We start from the raw sequence: 20,180 nt of genomic DNA on the forward strand, positions 1-20,180 counted from the left end.
AGGAACTCAGAATTTGAGTTCCTTTTTTTATTTAGAGTAACTAAATCAGAGAAAAACACAAAATAAAAAGTTTTATTTTTAACACTACCACACTAATTTCCACCTAAACAAGCTCTTAATTAACATATATTTTTTCTTTTCTTAATAATTCTATATATTAGCACATCTTTAATTTACTCATGTTATGAAAAAACTTTTACTTTCCCTTGCGTTAGGGTTGGTAGGTTCATCTGCAATGTCACAAGTGATATTCTCAGTTGAAGCTCCAGTCGCTATCGAAGGATTTTATGATTTTAGCACAACCGGAACCGGTTGGGGGCTACCAAACCTAAACGGTTATCTACTCATTGACACCGTTAAACTAGCAGATGATTTAACAACAAATGGAGTTAACGCTCAAGGAAATCCTGCATCTGCAACAGGATGTAATACTTTACCTGCGAATAGTTTAGCTGGAAAAGTAGCGTTAGTATTCCGTGGTGATGGAGGTACTCCAGGAATTGGAGCGTGTGAATTTGGTACAAAGGCATTGAAATGTCAACAAGCAGGTGCAGTTGCTGTAATCATTGTTAATCGCGATGCAACGACATTAGCAATGAGCCCTGGATCACAAACACCTACAACAGATGGATCATTAGTTACAATTCCTGTAATCATGATTAATTTAGCTGCAGGACAAGGGATTTTAAATCAACTTACGAATAATGTACCTGTTGTTGTATTGATTGGCGATAAATCTGGTTATTATGGTGATGACGTCACAACATTTGACAACAATTGTGTTCGAGCTCGTTTTGGTTCAAAACCAGTTGCTTTAACACAAAATGCTTCTGAGTTTTCTTTAAATCCTGGAACATGGGTTTACAATAATGGTAGTAACGACCAAACAAATGTTCTTTTAACTACTACTATTAAACGTAACGGTACTTCTATTTATACAGAAGTATCTACTCCCAGAGATATCATATCTGGAGATTCCGTATTTATGACAACTCCTACATTTTCAAGTGCATCTTATGCTGTAGGGAATTACGAATTAACGTATTCACTTGCATTAACTGGAACAGATGAGTTTTTGGGTGACAATACGTCTACTAACTATTTCAGCATTAGTGATTCGCTTTGGTCATTGGTTCGTTTGGATGCAGCTCCAGGTAAAGTAGTTGCAAAAGACGGTTTCTATCGTGCTACAACACCTCCTACTGGTACATTTGAAACGTGTATTACTTTAAAAGACCCTAATGCAAGCAGAGTTGCAATGGATGGTGTCTATTTTGGTGGATTGGTTCCTGGTACTGCATCAGAAGATACATTAATCACACTTGATGGTTTTGAAGTGTCTTGGTCTTTGTATACTTGGAATGACAATAATAAAACAATTGCATCTGGAACATTTAGTGCAATCAATGAGGTGGCTAATGGTACTTACAACTATCCAGAGCCTGCAGATGCATTGGAAGAAGCAACAGTATTTATTCCAATTAACAATGGACCATACCGTTTTCTGAATAATCAAGATTATTTATTATGTATCTCGAGCTACATACCAAAATTATATATGGCTTTCAGTACAGAAGATTATTATGATTATGCGATCAAAGCAGATAATTTAATTCGCTTCCCATTCCGTAATAACTCAACTACATGGACACCACAAGGTTTCAGTATCTCGGCTTCCATAGCAATTAGAACAGGTGCTACTCTTAGTGTGGATGAAAACGAATTAGTGAATGCTTCTGCATTCCCAGTTCCTGCGAAAGAAGTCATCACTGTAAAAGTAAAAGCTGCTGGTGATGCAACATTGAAAATTGTTGATATGGCTGGTCGTCTCGTTTCTACTCAAGCAGTAACAATTGAAAATGGTGAATTCCAAACTTCAGTTGAAGGAATGAATAGTGGAAGTTACGTATTCACATTAGATTATTCAAATGGTACTACTAGCCGCTTCAATGTGGTTGTATCTAAATAATCAAAGTTAAAATTGATTGAAAACCGAGGGTTAACCCTCGGTTTTTTTATGCCCTATCTTTAAGTAGCTATGCGATTTGATTACTAACTTCGCAAAAAATAGCACTTATGAAATATTCACTGATTCTTTTTACACTCATTATCAGCTTTACCGGATTATCACAAATTACTGGTTGGAACCACAGTGACCCAATCACAATTTTGGAACATTCAGGAAATACAATCACTAACTATCAATTAAAGCTTACTATCGATACGCAAACTCCCATTTTAAATGGAGAAATGTTAGCAACTGGAGATGACATCCGTTTTTCAAGCAAATGCAATGGAGGTGATCTTTTGAATTACTGGATTGAATCAGGTATCAATACCACTTCTACTCAAATTTGGGTAAAAATAGACACCATCCCGGCAAATGGGGGCAAAACCATTTATTTGAACTATGGAAATGCTTCTGCAACTGCACTATCTGCAATTAACGGAACTTTCGTTGGACCTCATTCTTCAACAGACAGTGTTTCTAATGGGGGTGCTGGAGGAGTTGGAGATAGTCAACGTGGTTTTCGTTTCTACCCGAATGAAGATATTTTAGTAACTGCTTTTGGCAAAAGAGAGCCAACTGGAACAACTCGTTACATCACCCTATTTGATAATACAACACAAGCGATTATCTTACAAAGACAAATAACAGGACCTGCTGGACAATATTCATATCAAGACATTCCATCACCTATTTGGTTAATTCAAGGAACACAATACCTATTAGAAATGTACCAAACAAGTACAGATGGATACTATTTTGGAACCAGCTCTCAAATTGGTCAACACTTGACATATCTTGATATGCGTTATTGCAACGGCTGTGATCAAAATACGTTTCCAACCAATTATTTGAACGATATTCATTATGGCGTTCCTGATTTTTGGTACTACTCTAAAACCAATGTAAGCCCAAGTCCAACTTATGAATTCGGTCATTTCAAAACCAGAATGCCTGACGATCAACTTATTTGTTTGAATGATTCTTCCGCGTTGAACTTAGAGCTCCTTGGAGGACAAGCACCATTCGAGGTCCAATGGATGGGAACCGATTTAACAAATGATACTATTCTTCAACCAATTAGTTACACTTCCGACACATTGGAATATCATGTTACTGTTACAGACGCATGCGGCTTTTCCCGAATAGATTCCATAACAATCAATGTTGGAAGTTTACCTGTTTCAAATTTGCAAGCCTCTTCAACAATTCTTTGCGATGGAGAATGGTCAGAACTAACAGTTAATCCTATTTACGATGTGATTTGGGATGATAACTCAACAGAAGATTCGTTGGTTGTTTCTCCGCAAATAACCACTACATACCACGTTCAAACCACAAATAATTACGGATGTCATAGTATAGATTCGATTCAAATTATATTCAACGTTCCCGTTTACAGAACTCAATTAATCCACAAATGTTTTGGAGAAAGTTATTCTATCGGAAATCACACATATGCTCTAAATGGAACCTATATTGATACACTTTCAGGAATTTCCAACTGTGATAGTATTATCACTACGGAATTAACTTTTCAAGAAGAGATTGATTCTGAAATTCAACAAATTGGACTAACCTTGGTTGCTGACGTTGGCGGAACTGGATACCAATGGGTAAATTGTACAAATGGAAACTCCCCAATCACAGGTGCAACGAGTTCTTTCTACGAGGCAACACAAAATGGCATTTATGCTGTAATAACAACGATCGGATCTTGTTCAACACTTTCAAACTGTATTTCAATAACAACCGTTGGATTAGAAGAATTGGATGAAATTGAAAACATCTCCTTGTATCCCAATCCAACTAGCGGAAATTTAACAATTGAATCTTCCGAAACGCAAGAATTAGTAATTCTTGATGCAATTGGAAATCGTGTTCACAAAGAAATGATTATAGCGGGGAAAATCAAGCAAATAAACCTTGAGGATTTAGGTGCAGGAATCTATTATTTGCAGTCTAAAACTAAAGTGATTCGATTTGTGATCCAGTAAATAAACATTCAAAAGTTTCAGGAAATTATCAAGAAGAGATCATGTTGAACCCTTGATAATTGATAATTTCCTGAAACTCAATCAATCCTCCATTCTCGGAAGCGTAACAAGAACAGTCGTTCCTTCTGGAGAAGTGTTCTCTATTTCAATCGACCCGTGGTGCGTTTCTACAATTTGCTTCACCATCGCTAAACCCAAACCTGTTCCAGTTGATTTAGTGGTAAAATACGGTTCAAATATCGTCTGAATTTGATCTTCTGCTATTCCAGTTCCATTATCTCTTACCCGAATAAAAACAAAATCCTCATTCGCATCAATGGACAAACCAATGTGTGATTCTGAAGTTATTGAAGCAGCTTGAATTCCATTTGACACCAAATTGTTAAGTACACGAAGAATCATTTCTTTATCAGCAGGGATGATTAGCTGTTCTGTTGTGTTTAATTGTACCTGCACATGTATTTTCCCATCTCCATCAAATAACGCCGCCACAGCATTCAAAAGCTCAAGAATATCAACTTCTGTCATAATTGGCTGGGGAAGTTTTGCGAAATTGGAAAATTCGTTTGCAATACTTGTCAAAGCATCGATTTGTTCAATCAATGAATTGGTAACACGTTCAATACGTTCTGCTGCTTTCGGGTCATTCGGATCAAAAACACGTTGCAAATGTTGAACACTCAATTTCATGGGTGTTAAAGGATTTTTAATTTCATGCGCAACTTGCTTAGCCATTTCTCGCCATGCACTTTCTCTTTCAGATTGAGCGAGCCTTGCCGCCGCATCTGCCAATTCATTTAATTTATGGTTGTATTGAGCCACAAGAGAACCAATTTCATCTTGAGCTTTGTAATTAATTGGCGCATTGCTTTTACCAAACTCAATTTCAGAAAAACTCTTTCGGAGCAACATTAATGGCCCTGTCAACCAAGAAGAAACGAGTAATGCCGTTAAGATCGACAAAACCAATAAAAGCATAAACACATTCAAAATTGCTACGAAAAACTGTTTTAATTGGTCTTCAAAGGCATTTCGTTGATCAAAATGAAGAATATTCAAGTATCCAAGCAGTTCATTTTCATGATCAAAAACAGGCACATAACCTGAAAGATAAACCAAGGAACCAATATTCTCCTCGTGAATAAATTCCGATTTCTTGTTAAATTGCAGTTCGAGCAAAGCCGCTGGATTCATCTGTTCACTCAATAGACCCAATTTGTAAATTTTTGTGCGCGAAGCTCCAGCCAAAACCCCATCTGATTGATACAAATTGATGTCTGCTAAAAACACTTTTGACCAACGTCTTAATTGATAATCTAACCCCTCCTGATTCTTTTCGCTAAACTTTTCAGACGTGAATCGTTGCCGCAAATTTATATCGTTCATCACCGATTTTACCTTTTCACGTATTAAATCTTTAGAATACGAACGGTATTGACCCGTCAACATGGTAGAACTTGCAATACTAAATCCAGCCAACGAAACAACAATGAGTGAAATAAGCACCAATTGAATCTTCGTAATCATTGAAACTCCGTTCGCAACACGAATCTGATTCATTCGTCTTACAAACAAAATAAGTGCCCAAATAGATCCAAAACTCACCAACAAAATAGACGTTGTTGTCAGATAAGACAACCAAGAAGTAACTGGTTTACTCAGAATAATGGCATCTGTTTTAGATTTCTTAAAAATCAAATGCTCAAATCCATTTTTTATATACCAATGATCTCCACTCGATTTATCATCACCAAAAATCCGCAAGCTCGTTGGATAACTATAAGAACCATAATTCAAAACCAACTGATTGTTAAAATATTTCGCAATGGAATAACGCTCCAAGGATTCAAAAACGGCAGTTTGTTTTGAGATCAACAGTCTTGGGAAACCAATTTTCTCTGGAATTCGTTTGGATTTCATGGTTCCAAAAAAGTCCACCTTTACCCCATTTCGTTCAATTGGCAGGTAAAAAACGTAGTTAAACTGACTCGTATAATCCTTTACGTAATACAAACTAGTATCTATTTCGGAACGAACACCATGCCTTTCAATCAATTCTTTCAATTGACGCATATACATACCATTCAATCTTAAACCAGAACTATCTTGCAGATAATAATAACAATCGACATCAAATCTATCCCAATATCCATTGAAAACTTGGTATTCCATGGCTTCCTTTAATTCCGAAAAGCTAGGCTTTGTAGTGTGATCAAATAGTCGTTTTAGAAAGGGTTCGGCAATTAATTTTGCTTTTGCTTTCGTGAAATCAACTTCCGCATTGATATCTCGATCATCTGCCAACTGATTTGCAAAAAGGAGCCGTTCTTCCCGTTCTTTTTTCTTGGCCTCCATTTCCAAATTCATGGTTATTCCAAAAGAAATCAAGAAGATTGCCAATAAGTAAAGTGTAAAATTCCACTTAGATTCTCGGTAAAAAACAATAAAAAATGTCGTGAAAACGAACAAAAACATCCAAATTATCCAGAATCCATGCAATCTAAAAATCCACTCATTGGCAATAATTACAGCAGACAAAAGGATTGTCAAAATTCCAATTTGTTTCAGTTTTGATGGTGCTTGAATTTTCCACTTATGAAAGGTTAGTAGGAATAATTGAATCAGAAACAAAGAACTGATCGCAATCACCAAAATAAAAACAATTGAAAACACATTCAATTTTAGCACTTCGCTTAAATGAATGGGAATGGTTGAATTGACTATAATTAATTTAATCAATTGCGGATAAATCATGATCCAAACGGGAATCATCGTCAACAAAACGACCGTTAAAAAACTGCTTGATTTTTCTGAAAGAAACTTTAATAAAACGGGGAAAATCAGGAGTAAACAGAAAAACCAAACAAGCATCTCACCCAAATTGGGAATCCAACTATTTAATGCCATTAAACCTGGATCAAATAAATCGGTGTCTTCCATCCAATAAAACCAATCCAATTTTAAGGCAGCGACACGCACAAAAACGACCGCCAGAATAAAAAGAAGTTGAAACTTACTTTTCCTCACTCCTGAAGCAATCTTGTAACCAATTAAGAAGAAAATGATTAAAAGATCCAAAAAAATAACCCCCAAAATGGATTGATTATCTTCCAATGAATCCTCATTTGTAATACTAAAAACAGAATCTCCATTTTCATCATATATGGACTCATTTTCAGTCGAAACAAGAGAAATTGTTCCTGAAATAGCTGGAAAAGGATGAAAAAAATAATTTTTTAATTGATCATTTTGAATAGGAAACACCCGTTTGATTCCAAAAGTAACCACATACGTCATTTTGTTTACCTTCCTTAAAACGGAATAATACCATCCATTTTGAAGCTGCACAGCACCATTTACTGGAAAATGTAAATCTGCAAAACGGTTAATTGGACACTTATTAGTATTCCAATATATGAGTGAATCACTCTGATAAACGTGAACAAAAAGGGTGTTGTCTAAATTCGTATATTTTCGCGAGAAATCTGATTTATTCAAAGACTTCCAATCTGATGAAAGGTCGTTTAGCTGCTTATTAGCAAGCTGAATTTGCGAAAGAAAAACCGTCTGAAATTTCTTCAAATTTCTTGGTTGATCCTCTTTAACTTTAAAAAACAAGCCAATTAATAGCAAGCAACAAGCACTCAAAATAAGCACATACCCTCTTCTTGCCAAAAACTGAATTACTCTTTTAAACATAGCAATTTAGGGCTTAGGCATTGAATTAGTCGTTCAAATTCAAAATCAGATCGCTGATCATTTTTAAACACAAAATCTGCCAACCGCACATATGGTTCTAAATACTGTTGATAACATGGCGTTACATGATTATTCCATTGATAAATAATGGCTTCTCGTGAATAACCCCTTGTTTCCTGATCTCTATAAAGTCTTCTATCCAATTGCACATTGGGATCAACATCCATAAAAACAGAAAAGTCTAATAACTGATTTACTTCTGTGTAATGAAACAAAAACAATCCTTCAACAATAATAATTGGAGATGGATCCAATGTAATTAAGACATTTTTATTCGGCGGGGCATTGAAATGATATTCTTTGACTTCAATCGGATTTCCATTCTTCAATTCTTGTAAATCTGAAACTAATCGTTCTTTATCTAAAGCTGAAGGTAAATCAAAATTAACTTCACCATTACTATCTAAATGCTGTTCATCAATTGGTCGGTAATAATTATCCATGGAAAACACCGTTGGGTGAAGCTCACCATAAAAAGAGGCTAATCGTTTTAAAAGTGTTGTTTTTCCAGAGCCACTACCTCCACAAATACCAATTATCATTTTTGCTTATATTCGAAGTTTAATCCTGTTTTGGTTGGAAATTGTTTGGGATCGCAAACCAACCATTTTACATCTAATTCAACCACAAATTTACTTGGAAATTCTGCGGTAAGCAAACGACTTGGATTTGAAGTTGCTTGATCGATTATTCCTGAAACAATTCCAGTAGGATTAAAGCCAAAAGGATGAAAATGACCTTCTGATTTTGAAGAATTCACATACCAACCTATTCCCTCACTCATTCTAAAACACCCTACTTCTAAATCCTTCTTCGCATTGTAAATTGTACAAGCAGAAACACAGGATTTCGTCCAAACCTTGTTCTCCAATTTATAACTCACCAAATTTGCTGTCGCCCCATTCATCTCTATTCCACCAACATAATAAGCACCATCTGCATACAAAAGAGTTCCTTTTTCATTCGGCTCACTTCTTTTTAGTAATGCGCTTCCTCTACGACCAAATCCAACCCGTGAATGTGCTACAAAATTAGTTCCTTTCTGTTCCAAAACCGTTTCAGATACCTGTATTCCTTTCGGATTAAATTCTTTTACCTTCCAACCTGCTTCTTTTCCAGCATGCAAACGAGCAGCAAACAAGATATTTTCCGCCTTTTCACCAGCAATGTACCAAGCTATTTGATCTTCAACTTTGGAAGAACTTATGACATTTTCCGCTACAATAAAAGCATACATATTGAAATTATGATGTGTCATCGAAACAGCAATTGTTGTCAATTTCTCTTTATCTCTGTGTCTAAACATCCAAAGAAGCGCTTTTTCGGTTGTAATAATATCCGTTAAATACAAATCAGACGGGCTATAGCTACCCAATCGTTTTAATGTGGACAAAAAATCAAGGTTCATTACCTTAATATTCCCTGCTGCACTCAATTGATGAATAAAAACCTTATTGTCTTTTAGTTCTAGGTTTTCCAAGAAATAGGCGTATTTTCCACCATCCTCTGAGATAAAATAAGTTTCCTTAGCCATTGGGTTATAGACTTGTTGCCAAGAACTCTTTGCTTCACCAGAAACCATCGTAATATCAACCTGTTTTTGAGTTAGAGTTAAATCTCTACTTAAAGCTAAAGCGCCAATCCCTTTCCATTCAATGATTTCATAATAAGGCTGTTTGATGGGTGGAATTTGAAATTCTTGTGCAGAAATATAAATGCTAAAAAGCACAAAAAGTATACTTAAAGATTTTTTCATATTGGGAATAAAGCGTAAATTGCAAGATAAATGTAAAATTATTTTAGCTAATTATGACATTCTCTTGTGTATTTAAAAACTCTTTAGTGGGTTTATCTCTCCTATTTTCAAGCCTTGGATTTTCACAACAAGAAGAGGTTAAATCACTTCCTTTGGGTGAAGCTGTACCGCTAACAGAAAAAGAATTGGTAAATATCGATGGAAAAATGATGAGCCTCAAAGGAGTTTCGGCCACCAATGGTGTTTTGGTCGTTTTCTCCTGTAACACCTGTCCTTTCGTTGTTGGAAGCGATAGTTTTGAGGGATGGGAAAAGCAATACGTTGAACTAAACAAATTCGCTCAAGAAAATGGATTCAAAATGGTTTTGATTAACTCCAATGAGGGTAAAAGAGACAATGACGATTCCCTCGAAGCAATGAAAAATCGTGCGAAAGAAAAAGGATATACCATGCCGTATTTATTAGATAAAAATTCAGAATTGGCCGATGCTTTTGGAGCTAGAACAACTCCACATGTATATCTGATTAATGAAAAAATGGAGTTAATCTATACGGGAGCAATTGATAACAAGGTAGATAGCAAAAGAAAATCGGATGAAAATTATCTGAGAATTGCCATTGAGTCCAAAGTAGCCAACAAACCCATCGAACTAAACTCAACACCACCTAGAGGCTGCAGTATAAAACGCGTAAAAAAGTAAACTCTCCAAAATAATAAACACATGAACAAAAAACTACTCACGTGTGCTCTTCTAACTCTCTCCTTATCGTTAGTTGCACAGCAAGGTGATGGAGGACTTCCAAAAGGCGGGAAGTCGACTCACTCCATGAAATACGTTGATAAAAAATTCTTTTCAGAACCCGATATTTCCGCATTAAGAGCTGAAGATGAAGTAACAGACAAAACAGGAAATGCTCCGTGGAGATTTGGATTTAACAACTCCACATCTCTAAACATGACGAATTCAGGCACCTGGAATACACTTCCAAATGGTGCGAAAATTTGGCAATTAATTATCACGTGCGAAAATGCACTAACGGTTAATCTAACTTTAGATAATGTTACTATTCCTGAGGGGAACGAATTATATGTTTTCAATCCGGACAAGTCTTTTATCCTTGGTAAGTTCACAGCCTACCATTTGTATGAAGGAAATCTAGGAACAGAATTAGTACCTGGAAACACAGCAATACTAGAATACTACATTCCCGCAAAAAATGTAGGACAAGCGGCTACTTTGAATGTAAATACAGTAACTCACGGTTACCGCACATCGGGCGAATTTCAAGCAAAAGCTTTTGGTCAAGCTGGCTCTTGTAACATGAATGTAAACTGCGCAGATGGCGCTGCTTGGGTAGATCAACGCAATGGAGCTGTAATGCTCGTATCTGGAAGCAATGGTTTTTGTTCTGGCTCATTGATTAACAACACATTAAACGATGGAAAGCCTTATGTTTTAACTGCAAATCATTGCTACAACAGTAATACCAACACAGCAAGCTGGATTTTTCGTTTCAATTGGCAAGCTACAGGATGTGCAAATCCAGGGAGTTCTCCAACAAATTTCAATTCCCTATCTGGATCTGTTTTAAGAGCTCGTAGAACCCCTTCTGATTTTTGCTTGGTAGAAATTACTGGAGGTTTGGTAAACAATACCGTTCCTGCTAGTTATAATGCCTATTTCTCAGGATGGGACAATACAGGAGCTATTCCAACTTCTGCCGTTTCTATTCATCACCCAAGAGGAGACATCAAAAAAATCTCATTTGATGACAATCCATTAGTCATTTCTCAAGGAATGAGTTCTACAGAATCAAACTCTACATGGACCGTAAAATGGGATAGAAATACAACTACCGAATCAGCTTCTTCTGGATCTCCATTGTTTGATCAAAACCACCGAATAATTGGTCAATTATGGGGAGGCGGAGCTTCTTGTTCTAATTTAAATGGTTCTGACTTTTATGGCCGTTTAATTAATTCTTGGAATCCTGCAGGAAGTAATAGTACAAACCATCTAAAAACGTGGCTAGATCCAAACAATATTGGCGCTAGCGTTGTTGATGGGTATAATCCCAACGGACCTAATCTTGCGCTTGATGCCGCTATGTCAAATCCACAAGGTGTTACGGGAAGCATTTGTTCTGCTGATGTATCTCCGAAAGTGACCATTGTAAATACGGGAACGACTACACTCACATCTGCAACGATTAACTATGGTTTTGATGGAACTACAAATCTTGTTTATAATTGGACTGGATCATTGAATCAATATCAATCAAGTATCATTATACTTCCTACTATAACATTGACTAGTGGAAATTATGTTTTCAATGCAATTGTATCCAATCCAAATGCATCAACAGATCAAAACATATCGAATAATACCATCACTTCTTCATTTTCAACTATTACAAACGGAACACCAATAACATTGAATTTAACAATGGATTGTTACGGAGATGAAATTTCATGGATTCTTCAAAATATGTCTGGCTCAACAACGCTTTATTCAGGCGGGCCTTATACGTATAATCCTGGTGTGGCAACAAATGCAACTGGTAACTTCTGTTTGAGCAATGGGTGTTATAAATTTACAATGACTGATGCTTCTGGTGATGGAATGACCGCAAATTTATGTCCGAATGGGTTTTATACGATTACGGATCAAAACAACGTTGTTCTAACCCAACTTCTTGCTTCAAACGCAAATTTTGGATCAACACACATTGACACCGTGTGTGTGAGCACAACAGCAGGATTAAAAGATTATTCTAACTCTTGGAAAATGTATCCAAATCCAACCAGTGATAATCTAACTATCGAAATTTCTACAGAAGGAATTAAAAATGTACAAATCACAAATGCAACAGGTCAAATTATTCAAACATTTGAATCTGATTTGAACACGATGGTAGTTCCAGCAAGCAACCTTGCAAAAGGAATGTACTTCATCCGATTAACAAGTGGTGAAGGAACATCTCAAAAAAGCTTCATCGTTAAATAAAGTTCATAAGAAAATAATAGTGAAACCCTGACTATAAATGTCAGGGTTTTTTACTTTAAATTCGAAACAAAATTCTTGAATGGCAAAAATTAAATCTGCGTTTTTCTGTCAAAATTGTGGCTATGAAACACCAAAATGGCTCGGGAAATGTCCTTCTTGCGGAGAATGGAATACATTTGTTGAAGAATTAGTGGAGAAGCAATTACCTCAAGTTATCGCTTTTTCAACCTCATCTGGTAGAACAGCAAAAGCACAGGTTTTACAAGAAATTGTTTCCAACGGGCAGCGCAGAATAATCCTCCCAGACAGCGAAATAAACCGGGTTTTGGGCGGTGGCTTGGTTCCAGGATCTTTGATTTTATTTGGAGGTGAGCCAGGAATTGGAAAATCTACTTTACTGCTTCAATTAGCGGTTCAAACTACATTAAGGGTTCTATACGTTTCTGGAGAAGAAAGCGAGCAGCAGATAAAAATGCGTGCTGATCGCATTGGTCAAAAAAACGATTCTTGTTTTATTCTGACCGAAACAAATATTCAAAACATCTTCAAACAAGCAGAAGAAACGACTCCAGAATTATTAATTGTTGACTCCATTCAAACGCTGTTTAGTTCACAAATTGAAAGCGCCCCAGGAAGTATTTCACAAATTCGGGAATGTACCGCGCAACTATTGCGCTATTCCAAAATGACAGAAATTCCTGTTTTTCTGATTGGTCACATTACCAAAGAAGGCTCACTTGCTGGACCAAAAGTTTTGGAGCACATGGTGGACGCTGTTCTTCAATTTGAAGGAGATCAACACCACGTTTACCGAATTTTACGCGGAGTTAAAAACAGATTTGGGAGCACCAATGAATTAGGGATTTACGAGATGAATGGAACGGGACTTCGAATGGTTGAAAACCCTTCAGAAATATTAATTTCTACGGGTGATTCTGGATTAAGTGGCGTTGCCATTGCAGCTACATTGGAAGGATTAAGACCTTTATTAATCGAAGTTCAAGCACTTGTAAGCACTGCGGCTTATGGAACACCTCAACGTTCATCCACTGGATTTGACTTACGCAGGTTAAACATGCTTTTAGCAGTCATGGAAAAACGCTGTGGATTTAAACTTGGAGCCAAAGATGTGTTTTTAAACATAACAGGGGGAATTAGAGTGGATGATCCAGCAATCGATTTAGCTGTTGTAGCAGCAGTTTTATCCAGTAATGCAGACATTGCTATTAATCGCTCTATTTGCTGTTCTGCCGAAGTTGGACTATCTGGAGAAATCAGACCCGTAAATCGCATTGATCAACGTATTCGAGAGGCAGAAAAATTGGGATTCGAAAAAATAATCATTTCAAAGTACAACAAAGGAATAGAACAGTCCAATTTCAAAATTGAGCTGATTCCTTGTGCTCGAATTGATGAAGTTTTAAAAGCTTTATTCGCATAAAACAACTGATATTCTGTTAGTCACACACTCTATCTAGGAAAATACTTATTACAATGACTTCTATTGCAATAGATTAGTTAATTTTGACTTTCTAAATAATTCACTACATATGAAAGCGTTATCACTTACCTTCATGATTTCACTTTGTTTCACCACTTTGGCTGTAAACACACCACCAGTTTTAAATACTGCTAACACAATTCTTAATCAATCTCTTTGTTCAAACGACGATAGTGAAGTTCAACTCTTTACTCCTTTTGAACTAACAGATGTAGACGGTGACGAGATAACCATCATTAGCATGACATCTTCTAATCAATCTGTTATTCCAGATGCCTCATTATATGCAGGGATGTCAGGACCTTCTGGTTTACTAAACAGCTATCTTTATTCGCAATCTGGAACAACGATCTCAGGAACTTGTGTCATTACGCTTGAAGTTACGGATGGAACAGACATCGTATTTATTACTCTTCCAACTGTTACAGTCAATGAAACACCCGTAATTACAGTTGTATCAAATCCAAAAATTTGTACAATTGAAGGAACTGTTGATTTGAACCAATTTGTTTCTCCACAGGGAGGAGAATTTGGCTATGATGGAATAACCTATGAAAACGGATTTTTCAACCCTGAACAAGAAGGCTACGATCCAGGTGATGAAGCCTATGTAAGCTATTCTTATCAGCAAAACGGATGTGGAGCCTCTGACGGATTGTACATCAAAATTTTTGAATCACCAACAATTAATATTGCAACCACTCCTACATCCTGCGGAGCCGCAACGGGAACAGCGGTAGCGAATATTTCAGGCGGAGCACCAACACTAAGTCAAAGTTGGTCTAACGGTATCACTGGAACCAGTAACATTTCAAATTTAGCATCTGGACAATACATGTATTATCATGTGGATACAAATCATTGTTCTACTACTGCGGCTTTTTCTATCACTCCAACTGGTGTTTCCATCAATGAAACCGTCACAAACGTTGTTTGTCATAGCCAAGCAAATGGAGCAATTACGATTACTCAGACAGGTTTAACAACACCTGTAAGTTATATTTGGTCATCTGGTCACACTGGCACAGCAGTATCAGGATTACCTGCTGGAACATATACTGTGTACGCAACAGATGCTAACAACTGTGCAATTTCAAAAACAATCTCAGTTACACAACCAACTAAACTTGATTTCAATACATCGATAATCACATATCCTACATGTGGTTTATCTGATGGAGGGGTTGAAGTTAACAACATTTCTGGCGGAGTAAGTCCTTACACAACTACTTGGTCAAATGGTACAACAGGAGACATCAATTCCAATGTAGGATTTGGGGTTTATTCAGCTACAGTTAAAGATGCAAACAATTGTATCATGGCAAAACCAGTTTATTTGAGTGAAAATGGTGGTGCTAATATTTCTGGAGACGTAATATCTGCAAGTTGTGGAGGAAACGATGGAAAAATCATTACAGATGTTTGGACATGGGGACCAGATCCTATACAATCTATTTCTTGGTCAAACGGAGCAACAACAGAAGACTTATTGAACGTTCCTGCTGCAAACTACGTTTGTACTGCAATCGTTGCAAATACAGGGTGTAAAGCGCTTAAAGGCTGGAACATTCCAAATGTAAAGCCATTGAGACAAGATATTTGTGTGGTAACAGTAGACAGCATTACAACTACTAATTTGGTTGTATGGGAAAAAGTTCAGCCAGTCGGAATTGCATACTACAACATTTATCGTGAAACATCCACACAAGGTGAATACATTTTGATCGATACCGTAAATGCGGATAATATTTCTATTTTCAATGATGTGATCGCCTCACCAATTGAACGTTCTTGGAGCTATAAATTGAGTGCCGTGAATGGATGTAATGTTGAAGGTCCTTTAAGCTTAGCTCACAGAACCATTCATTTGGATTTAATTGACAATAATGGAACGAATGTTACTGTCAATTGGAATGCATATCAAGGAACAACATTTGCAGAATACATCGTTTGGAGATTTACAGATGCAGATGGATGGGAAGAGGCAGGAACCGTTTCTAATACAACATTAACTTTCAATGATGGTGTACCATTCTCAACACCTGGATTAGATTACATGATTGAATTTGAGCTGACAAATTACTGTTCAGCTGAAAAAGCGCAAGATTTTAACACCGTTCGTTCAAACAGAGAAAGAGGACAGTTTTCAACTGGACAAGGAACTGGAAACTCATCGAATAGTGTTACTAAAAGCTATTTGAATTCAATCCAATTGTATCCAAATCCAACAACTGATAAATTGACATTTGTACAAGAAGGAAACGAACAAGTAACTTATAACATCCTTTCATTATCTGGGCAATTGATGCAAACCAATCAAAGTAACCTAACAAACACTGTTCTTGATTTAAGTTCATTAAACGCTGGTGTTTACTTGGTAGAATTGAAAATGAACGACACAAAAATTACAAAACGTGTAATTAAACTATAATCACATTACTCAAACAATTAAAAAATCATTGTTCCTATTTGGTGCAATGATTTTTTTTCCCATCACTATTTTAACTAAATAGACATGAAAAAAATACTATTCTTATTTGCGCTGCTACTAAGCGCTGCAAATGCGCAGGGACAAACACATGATTGGTCTCCCGAAATTCCGACAAACCCATTTGGCTCTTCTAGCTCGATAATGAAGTCAATTATGTATCAAGGGAAATACTATCATTTCAGTGATTCAATGAGTTACATTCGTGTTACGATGTACAACCCAGAAGTTGGTTCTTGGAAGTGGCTAGCTGTTGAAAATACTTATATTTCTAGTTTCAATAGAATTGAAGGAGAATTAATTAACGACAAGGTGTATCTGGTTGCCGGGGGTTATACCGGATTAGCGATGCATCAATACAACATTTCTACCAATCAAATTATTGGTTATAATTCACTTATTGGAACCACTTCAATAGTTGACAACTGGATCTTTAAGACGAACGGTGATTTGGATAAATTAATTGTCATGTATAATGATAATGGTGGTCTCAACATTTGTACGTTTAATACCAATACCTTAGACTGGAACTCATCTACGTACATTAGCCCAATTTTAGATCCTTCTGGAAATTCTTATGCCTCCAATTATTTAATTCATTTTTCCAACGCTTCCATTTATTACGGTGTTTCTGGAAATGCAAACAACAGGCTTGCCGTAGCTCCATTAAATACACCAACAGCATTAAGTTATTACAACCCAAGTGGAGCAAATGACGGGCGACTAAAAAACATCTTAGGTACAAACTTTGTAAATGGCAGTTACTTTCTGGTTGGAAACGGTCAAAACCCACCACTTATTTATATGCGTAACTATGCGAATCAGACAACTTATGAGAAAACTCTCTCTGGAACAAATAACGTACAACTAGATACAGGAACCGACCAGGCACTGCTATTCAATATTGATAGCTCCTATTCTGCAACAACTCAAAATGCAAGTTATTCCTTTTTAACTTCCAATTTTGCTGCAGCTGGAAATAACACCTTTGGAGATGCCTTTGTATTTCGAAAAGATTGGGGAACGGGACTCTGGGATACTCTCGGGATTCAAATACCACTAACTGCTGGTGCAAATAAATTTTTTAAAATATCAATGGATGCTGGTGGTCAACACCTTGTTACAAATTATCACAATGATGGAGGTGAATACAACAGCATTTTCAATACCAAATCAGAAATAAATCCAAGTTCTATTGTCCCAACTACTGGTACCTGTCCAAATCATCAAAATTTGATTTACCATGCTTTGGAGTTTTACGATGACAACAAAGATGGTCCGCTTAAAATATTGAATTTAATTGATCAAAGTGGAACAATAACCGGAATGACAGCCCAGTTAATTTATTTCGACAACACCACATCTCCTGCCCTAACAAAATATGCGATTTATGGAAATATTGGTGCTTCTGCAGGAAATGCATTGATTCAATTTCAGCTTTTTGATGGGTATAGTATAAAAAACATTTCTTTACCATCATTAACTGTAGGTACAACAACTGCTCCCGTTGTAAACTTTACATCTACCCCTTTAAATTTGTGTAGCAATGATAACTTGATTGATTTGACAAACTATGTCAATTATTACGATCACGGTACTTTTTCAATCAATGGAACGCCAGTAGTCGGAACTACAATCGATGGAACTGTCGTTTCTCTAGGTTTTACTAGTGGAGGAATTACCTTAAATGACGAAATAAATGGATGTATTGTTACAACTTCTACATCACTTACTTTTCCTGTTTTGGGAAGTGCTACCATTGTTTCAACACCAAGTACTTGCGGAGCAACAACTGGAACTGCTACAGTAACATTTACCGCTGGATCTTCTGCGAATTACAATTTAGAATGGTCAACAGGTGAAACAACAACTACCATTTCTAATTTAGCGCCTGGACCTTACTATTACAGTGCAACAGACGATTACAACTGTCACTTTACTGGAGCAACATCTGTAAATGCAACGGGAATAACGATTACCCCAACAATTACCAACGTTTCTTGTAACGGGCTCAACAATGGTTCGATATCAATTGCTATTGTGAATCCTAATGCATACCATTTCGTCTGGTCAAATGGATATGGAACATCTACTATTTCGAATTTAGCACCCGGGAATTATTCTGTAAACGTATGGGATGACAATGGATGTCAGGTTTCAGGGTCGTATATTGTTACCCAACCAGCAGCAATCACTGGAAGTTTATTTGCAACCGAACCAAGTTGTGGTGCAACGGATGGAAGCATTGGTTCATTCATAAATGGTGCAGGAACTCTAAACTACAACTGGGTGGGAATGGGACAAACAACACCAACGTTAAACAATGTTGGACACGGATTTTACACATTACAAGTAATGGATGGAAACGGATGTGTCAAAGAATTTACCTATCAATTAGATGACTATCAAGCTGTAAACATCAACACATCCATTTTAAACGCGACTTGTAATCAAACGAATGGGGGAGTTACCGTTAATTTTGTTCTGGATCCAAATGGTGGAACTACAGCTAACTCTTGGTCGTGGTCAAATGGAACAACCACTCAAAGTAATTTCAATTTAGCTTCTGGTAGTTATACAATTACTGCCACAAGTGGTTCAATAAGCCAACCTTGTTACTCTGAAAAAACGGTTATAATTGGAACAAGAGCACCATTGGCTCAACCGATTTGTTTAGTAACTGTAGACACTGCAACAACCACAAATTTGGTGGTTTGGGAAAAAACAGAAACTTCAGGAATTAGTCATTACAATATTTACAGAGAATCTGATTTAGCTGGAAACTACTTGCTAATCGATACCGTACACGCTGATAATCTATCTTACTTTAATGATGTTGTGGCTTCACCTATGAATCGTTCATGGCGCTACAAAATGTCGGCAGTAAATGCGTGTGGTACTGAAAGTCCGATTTCTACCGAACACAAAACACTGCATCTAAATACGATATTGAACGTAGGAAATGGATCTTTTGATGTTCTTTGGGATGATTATGAAGGATCTGGAAACGTTGCAGGATATGTTGTTTGGAGAAAAACAGATCAAGCAATCTGGCAGCCAGCAAGTTCAACAATTCCACTTGGAACCTCTGCATACAATGATGTTCCTCCTCCAGGATCAACAGGAGTAGATTACTACATTGAGATGCTTACCAATTCTCCTTGTACTGCTGAGAAAGCACAAGATTTTAATACCACTCGTTCGAATCGTGAACGTGGCCAATTCTCAGCGGGTGATGGAGTTGATGGAGCATCATCCAATGGTGTCGATGAAAACTATTTGAATGAAATCGCGATGTATCCGAACCCTACTTATGGTGCTGTAACTTTCGTTCAAAACGGAACTGAAACAATCACTTATCGAGTGACTTCACTTTCTGGGCAAGTTATTAGCACCACAACAAGTTCTGATTCAAAAATCGAGATTCAATTGAATGATATTCAATCAGGTGTTTATTTGGTTGAGATTAGCTCTTCTAATTCCAGAATTGTAAAAAGAATTAGTAAGTACTAAACTATATAGTTTTAGTAAAAAAAGAGTCCACCTTGGTGGGCTCTTTTTTTACCAACTATTTGTAGAAAGACCTAAAACACTCAAAGAGAACTACAACATACGCGTACTTACAAACCCCCAAACTTTATTTAGTTACCTTTGGTACTTGTG

General features: G+C 36.7%; 10 protein-coding genes. 7 read left to right on the forward strand and 3 right to left on the reverse strand.

What is annotated here, in order from left to right; translation table 11 throughout:
* Positions 1-184: 184 nt before the first annotated feature.
* Together FLUTA_RS07495 and FLUTA_RS07500 are read left to right on the forward strand one after the other, a co-directional pair.
* A complete protein-coding gene (locus FLUTA_RS07495; RefSeq protein WP_013686259.1) occupies positions 185-1,969 on the forward strand; it encodes a PA domain-containing protein in 1,785 nt (594 codons plus the stop codon).
* A gap of 107 nt (positions 1,970-2,076) precedes the next feature.
* A complete protein-coding gene (locus tag FLUTA_RS07500) occupies positions 2,077-4,005 on the forward strand; it encodes a DUF2341 domain-containing protein (RefSeq protein WP_013686260.1) in 1,929 nt (642 codons plus the stop codon).
* Positions 4,006-4,086: 81 nt separating this feature from the next.
* Here FLUTA_RS07500 and FLUTA_RS07505 read toward each other — a convergent pair whose 3' ends face one another.
* The 3 genes from FLUTA_RS07505 to FLUTA_RS07515 are packed head-to-tail and all read right to left on the reverse strand — an operon-like array spanning position 4,087 to position 9,520.
* On the reverse strand, positions 4,087-7,704 hold the full coding sequence (locus tag FLUTA_RS07505) for a sensor histidine kinase (RefSeq protein WP_013686261.1): 3,618 nt from the start codon (positions 7,702-7,704) through the stop codon (positions 4,087-4,089).
* Positions 7,689-8,306 (reverse strand): uridine kinase family protein, encoded by a 618-nt coding sequence (locus FLUTA_RS07510; protein ID WP_013686262.1) that lies wholly within the window; start codon positions 8,304-8,306, stop codon positions 7,689-7,691. Before FLUTA_RS07510 ends, FLUTA_RS07505 begins: the two co-directional genes overlap by 16 nt.
* On the reverse strand, positions 8,303-9,520 hold the full coding sequence (locus FLUTA_RS07515; protein WP_013686263.1) for a hypothetical protein: 1,218 nt from the start codon (positions 9,518-9,520) through the stop codon (positions 8,303-8,305). Before FLUTA_RS07515 ends, FLUTA_RS07510 begins: the two co-directional genes overlap by 4 nt.
* An 86-nt stretch (positions 9,521-9,606) precedes the next feature.
* Here FLUTA_RS07515 and FLUTA_RS07520 point away from each other — a divergent pair, with 86 nt between their 5' ends.
* The 5 genes from FLUTA_RS07520 to FLUTA_RS07540 all read left to right on the forward strand — a co-directional run bounded on the left by FLUTA_RS07520 (position 9,607) and on the right by FLUTA_RS07540 (position 20,030).
* The gene (locus FLUTA_RS07520; RefSeq protein WP_169312067.1) at positions 9,607-10,221 is read left to right on the forward strand and encodes a thioredoxin family protein; all 615 of its coding nucleotides are present in this window, start codon (positions 9,607-9,609) and stop codon (positions 10,219-10,221) included.
* Positions 10,222-10,242: 21 nt separating this feature from the next.
* Positions 10,243-12,528: a T9SS type A sorting domain-containing protein gene (locus tag FLUTA_RS07525; protein ID WP_013686265.1), complete on the forward strand. Its 2,286-nt coding sequence runs from the start codon at positions 10,243-10,245 to the stop codon at positions 12,526-12,528.
* Positions 12,529-12,607: 79 nt separating this feature from the next.
* On the forward strand, positions 12,608-13,969 hold the full coding sequence (gene radA, locus FLUTA_RS07530; RefSeq protein ID WP_013686266.1) for a DNA repair protein RadA: 1,362 nt from the start codon (positions 12,608-12,610) through the stop codon (positions 13,967-13,969).
* A 109-nt stretch (positions 13,970-14,078) separates the two neighbouring features.
* Positions 14,079-16,460, forward strand: a complete 2,382-nt coding sequence (locus FLUTA_RS07535) for a T9SS type A sorting domain-containing protein (RefSeq protein WP_013686267.1) — start codon at positions 14,079-14,081, stop codon at positions 16,458-16,460.
* Between the two features lie 84 nt (positions 16,461-16,544).
* On the forward strand, positions 16,545-20,030 hold the full coding sequence (locus tag FLUTA_RS07540) for a T9SS type A sorting domain-containing protein (protein ID WP_013686268.1): 3,486 nt from the start codon (positions 16,545-16,547) through the stop codon (positions 20,028-20,030).
* The last annotated feature ends 150 nt before the right edge of the window (positions 20,031-20,180 follow it).

Origin of the sequence: Fluviicola taffensis DSM 16823 (assembly GCF_000194605.1) — a bacterium.
GTDB classification, from domain to species: Bacteria; Bacteroidota; Bacteroidia; order Flavobacteriales_D; family Crocinitomicaceae; genus Fluviicola; species Fluviicola taffensis.

Bases quoted from the DNA above. Each gene is read 5' to 3' on its own strand.
- FLUTA_RS07495 (WP_013686259.1), top strand. From the start codon at position 185: ATGAAAAAACTTTTACTTTCCCTTGCGTTAGGGTTGGTAGGTTCATCT.
- FLUTA_RS07500 (WP_013686260.1), top strand. From the start codon at position 2,077: ATGAAATATTCACTGATTCTTTTTACACTCATTATCAGCTTTACCGGA.
- FLUTA_RS07505 (WP_013686261.1), bottom strand. From the start codon at position 7,704: ATGTTTAAAAGAGTAATTCAGTTTTTGGCAAGAAGAGGGTATGTGCTT.
- FLUTA_RS07510 (WP_013686262.1), bottom strand. From the start codon at position 8,306: ATGATAATTGGTATTTGTGGAGGTAGTGGCTCTGGAAAAACAACACTT.
- FLUTA_RS07515 (WP_013686263.1), bottom strand. From the start codon at position 9,520: ATGAAAAAATCTTTAAGTATACTTTTTGTGCTTTTTAGCATTTATATT.
- FLUTA_RS07525 (WP_013686265.1), top strand. From the start codon at position 10,243: ATGAACAAAAAACTACTCACGTGTGCTCTTCTAACTCTCTCCTTATCG.
- radA (WP_013686266.1), top strand. From the start codon at position 12,608: ATGGCAAAAATTAAATCTGCGTTTTTCTGTCAAAATTGTGGCTATGAA.
- FLUTA_RS07535 (WP_013686267.1), top strand. From the start codon at position 14,079: ATGAAAGCGTTATCACTTACCTTCATGATTTCACTTTGTTTCACCACT.
- FLUTA_RS07540 (WP_013686268.1), top strand. From the start codon at position 16,545: ATGAAAAAAATACTATTCTTATTTGCGCTGCTACTAAGCGCTGCAAAT.